The organism is Dendronalium phyllosphericum CENA369 (genome assembly GCF_016056275.1).
GTDB lineage: Bacteria > Cyanobacteriota > Cyanobacteriia > Cyanobacteriales > Nostocaceae > Dendronalium > Dendronalium phyllosphericum.
Genome location: NZ_JAECZA010000325.1, coordinates 1 through 4,049, shown reverse-complemented (window position 1 = coordinate 4,049; position 4,049 = coordinate 1). Strand labels below are relative to the sequence as shown.

The window sequence follows — 4,049 nt, the reverse complement described above, 5'->3', positions numbered from 1 at the left end:
CAGTACAGGTAAAAACGAGTAATAAAACTGCACAGTATACTATGTCAGTTTTATGTTAAATCCTTGGTAAATCCATGTCAGTTTCATGTCAGATTGACGTTAAATCCATGTCAAATTCATGGAAAGGATAACTGTGACGAGATGAAAGCTATGTTAAATCCTTGGTAAATCCATGTCAGTTTCATGTCAGATTGACGTTAAATCCATGTCAGTTTTTTCAGTCCAACTTCTCGCACAGTACGTGTAGCGACCTGCAATGCTAATCGCTCAAACCTGCAATCAAGACATTTACAAACCAGGATTATTTGCAACTATAATTACGCTTCAGCCAGGATTAATTGCAACTGAGCCAGGATTAAATGCAACCAACCTGCAATCATCCGTTTGAGCCAGGATTATTTGCAACTAACCGAAAGTCCCGTCAAACGGTAGTTTGACAGTTTGCTCAAAAAACGCTGTAACTTGTCAAAAAAATAGTTGAATTTCAACCAGGATTAACTGCAACTATAAAGGTAAAACAAACGACCGTTTTCTTTACCACTATGATTGATATCTAAGTCTCCATAGAATCGGCTCAAGTTTGGTAACGAAACTCGGTAAAAATATTTAAGGCAACATATACTATTCAGTAACGAGTTTATTTACTAACTTGCTGGGCTTTAAGTCATGTTGATCGGCTATGCGCGAGTTTCAACAGATGACCAAAAATTGAACCTGCAAATGGATGCCTTGCAGCAAGCTGGTTGTGCAAAGATTTACTCAGATCATATAAGTGGAGTGAAAGCAGCAAGACCTGGACTTAGCCAAGCACTGGAAATAGCAAGGGCTGGAGATGTCCTAGTGGTGTGGAGATTAGACCGCCTGGGAAGGTCGCTCAAAGACCTAATCGAGATCATATCCCAGTTAGATGAAAGGGGAATTGAACTTTCTAGTTTGTCAGAATCCATTACTACCACTAATAATAGTGGCAGGCTAATTTTCCATCTGTTCGGCGCATTGGCAGAATTTGAACGCAATCTCATCCGTGAACGCACAACGGCAGGTCTTGTAGCAGCGCGTGCGCGTGGTCATAAGGGAGGTAGACCAAAAGCACTAGACTCAGCAAAACGTCAATTAGCAGTAAAGCTTTATACCGAAAAGCAATACACCATTGTCGAAATCTGTAGACTCATGGGGATTTCAAAACCAACCCTCTACAGCTACATAGCAGAGATAAATAGATAACATGGCACACAAGGAAATTCCGGTAGAGGCACTCATCAATTTACGCCACCGCCTCGACGGATTGCCCAGTCGTTGCCAAGAACGTCGAATTCTCATTGAACAGACATCTGCCCTATACGGTGTGTCAACAGATACGCTATATCGCGCTTTGCGTAACTTATCACGCCCCAAATCCATCAACCGTTCAGATAGTGGAACACCTCGAAAGCTATCACTCTCGGAAATGGAACTCTACTGTGAAATCATTGCGGCAATGAAAATCCGCACCAGTAATAAGAAAGGGCGACACCTCTCCACTGCACGGGCGATTGAACTACTAGAAGATTTTGGGATGGATACACCAAATGGCTTTATCCAACCGAGCAAGGGTACGTTAACTAGAAGTACCGTCAACTATTACTTGAAAGCATGGGGGTATGACAATGAACGAATGACCCGGCAACCTCCAGCGGTGCGTTTTCAGGCAGAATACAGCAATGAATGTTGGCATTTCGACCTGAGTCAGTCTGATTTGAAACACGTAAAGCAGCCATTGTGGGTTGAACCAGGTAAAGGTAATCCACTGCTGATGCTTTATAGCGTTGTCGATGATCGTAGCGGCGTATGTTATCAAGAATACCACTGTGTTTATGGAGAAGATGTGGAAGCGGCATTGCGTTTCTTATTTAATGCAATGACGGCGAAAACAACGGATGGATTTCCTTTCTCTGGAATTCCAGAGATGATTTATACAGACAATGGGCCAATTGCCAAAAGTCAAGTATTTCAGAATGTCATGGACTGCCTAAGAATCAAGTTAGTCACACATCTGCCCAATGGCAAAGATGGTCGTCGGGTGACAGCTCGTTCCAAAGGCAAAGTAGAAAGACCATTTCGGACGGTCAAAGAAGCTTACGAAACTCTGTATCACTTTCACGAACCGGAGAACGAGGTAGAGGCTAACCTTTGGCTGCGCCAGTATCTATTGCTTTACAACGATAAACCACACCGAGAGTCCCCACATTCGCGGATAGAAGATTGGCTGCGTAATCTCCCCAAGTCAGGCTTACGCTCAATGTGTAGTTGGGAGCGATTCTGTAACTTTGCCCGCGAACCGCAACGTAGAAAGGTTGGTTCAGATGCCAGAGTATCAGTTGAAGGCGTAGCTTATGAGGTAGAACCAGACTTGGCAGGCGAAACCGTAGTGCTGTGGTGGGGTTTATTTGACAACGAGTTATACGTTGAGTTTAACGATCGCCGCTACGGGCCATTTTACCCGGTTGATGGGCCCATTCCATTACATCGCTATCGCAAACACAAGAAAACTAAAACTGAAGAACGGGCAGACAGGATTGCTGATTTAGCAAAGAAACTGGGCTTGCCACGGACAGCATTGGACAAAAATGCCGATCTTCAATTTTTGGTGGACAAGTATAAAGATATTCAGCCAACTGTCACACCTTTCAACGACCCAGACCCGTTCCAAGAATTTACATATCCCAGCATCATATCCGCTAAACTGGCAATTTCTGATTATTTGGCCTTGCCGTTGGCGAAATTATCTCCTGAACAAATGGCGTTTATTAATGCGCTGCTAACTGAAACCCTCAATAAAAAAGTGATTATTGACCGGGTAAGGGAGTATTTCCACTCGAACAAAGGAGGGGAACAAAATGCTTACTGAGGTCATGGAACACTTTAGTTTAGTTAAGGAGTTTCCCAAAGCTGGGTACTACGAGACTGAACACCAAAAACAAATGTTCAAGGATATTAAAGTTGCAATTCATTCAGGGAAGTTGGTTGCCATCACAGGAATTATCGGGTGTGGGAAGACAACGATTTTACGACGTTTGTTTGATGTTTTGGAGAAAGAAGGTAAAATCACCGTCTCAAAGTCGCTTTCTGTGGATAAAGACCGAGCGACACTACCCACTCTGATTGCTGCCTTATTCTATGATTTATCCACAGATAAGGAAATTAAAATCCCGAAAGACGGCGAAAAACGGGAACGGGAACTGCGCGACCTGATTAGAAAAGGTAAAAAGCCAGTGGCACTGTTTGTTGATGAGGCTCATGACCTACATTACAGTACGCTGACGGGACTCAAACGTTTAATCGAGGTAGTTGAAGACGGTGGTGGCACACTCTCGGTGGTGCTGGCTGGTCATCCCAAACTGAAAAATGATTTGCGCCGTCCCACGATGGAGGAAATTGGATATCGGGCGACAGTTTTCTCGTTGGAGGGTATTGTCGGGAATCAGCGAGAATATATTGAATGGCTGGTATCTGAATGTACTGCGGATGATACTTCTATTAGTGACATCCTAGAGGCCTCTGCTATTGAATTACTTGCTGCGAGGCTGAGAACTCCACTACAAATCGAACAACATTTGACACTAGCTTTAGAGGCTGCGTACCGAGTTGCAGTCAAGCCTGTGACTGCGGTGATTATTGAGTCAGTGCTGTCGAAGCTTCTTGACGATTTGGAACCAACTCTCACCCGACATGGCTATAACGTGAGGGACTTGGCGGAACAGTTCAATGCCAAACCGGCTGAAATTAAGTTGTTGTTTCGTGGTCAACTTGACCCAACGCGTGCGCGTGAATTGCAGGAGCAAATGTTGGCGGCGGGGCTGCCACTTTGAGTCAATTGAAAGTGCAATCCGATGTAGGTTCATTTATAGTTGCAAATAATCCTGGCTCAAACCGATGATTGCAGGTTGGTTGCATTTAATCCTGGCTCAGTTGCAATTAATCCTGGCTGAAGCGCAATTATAGTTGCAAATAATCCTGGTTTGTAAATGTCTTGATTGCAGGTTTGAGCGATTAGCATTGCAGGTCGCTAC

General features: G+C 44.1%; 3 protein-coding genes. All 3 read left to right on the top strand.

Translation table 11 applies throughout. From position 1 onward, the window contains the following. Positions 1–666 precede the first annotated feature (666 nt). Genes I8752_RS36570 through I8752_RS36560 form a run of 3 tightly spaced genes read left to right on the top strand, consistent with a single transcriptional unit; the run spans position 667 to position 3,848 of the window. Positions 667–1,224, top strand: a complete 558-nt coding sequence (locus I8752_RS36570) for a recombinase family protein (RefSeq protein WP_214437027.1) — start codon at positions 667–669, stop codon at positions 1,222–1,224. Between the two features lie 16 nt (positions 1,225–1,240). Further along, on the top strand, positions 1,241–2,887 hold the full coding sequence (locus I8752_RS36565; RefSeq protein ID WP_214437028.1) for an IS481 family transposase: 1,647 nt from the start codon (positions 1,241–1,243) through the stop codon (positions 2,885–2,887). Then, a complete protein-coding gene (locus tag I8752_RS36560) occupies positions 2,877–3,848 on the top strand; it encodes an ExeA family protein (protein ID WP_214437026.1) in 972 nt (323 codons plus the stop codon). The genes I8752_RS36565 and I8752_RS36560 overlap by 11 nt, the downstream gene beginning before the upstream one ends. Positions 3,849–4,049: the final 201 nt, after the last annotated feature.

Bases quoted from the DNA above. Each gene is read 5' to 3' on its own strand.
- I8752_RS36570 (WP_214437027.1), top strand. From the start codon at position 667: ATGTTGATCGGCTATGCGCGAGTTTCAACAGATGACCAAAAATTGAAC.
- I8752_RS36560 (WP_214437026.1), top strand. From the start codon at position 2,877: ATGCTTACTGAGGTCATGGAACACTTTAGTTTAGTTAAGGAGTTTCCC.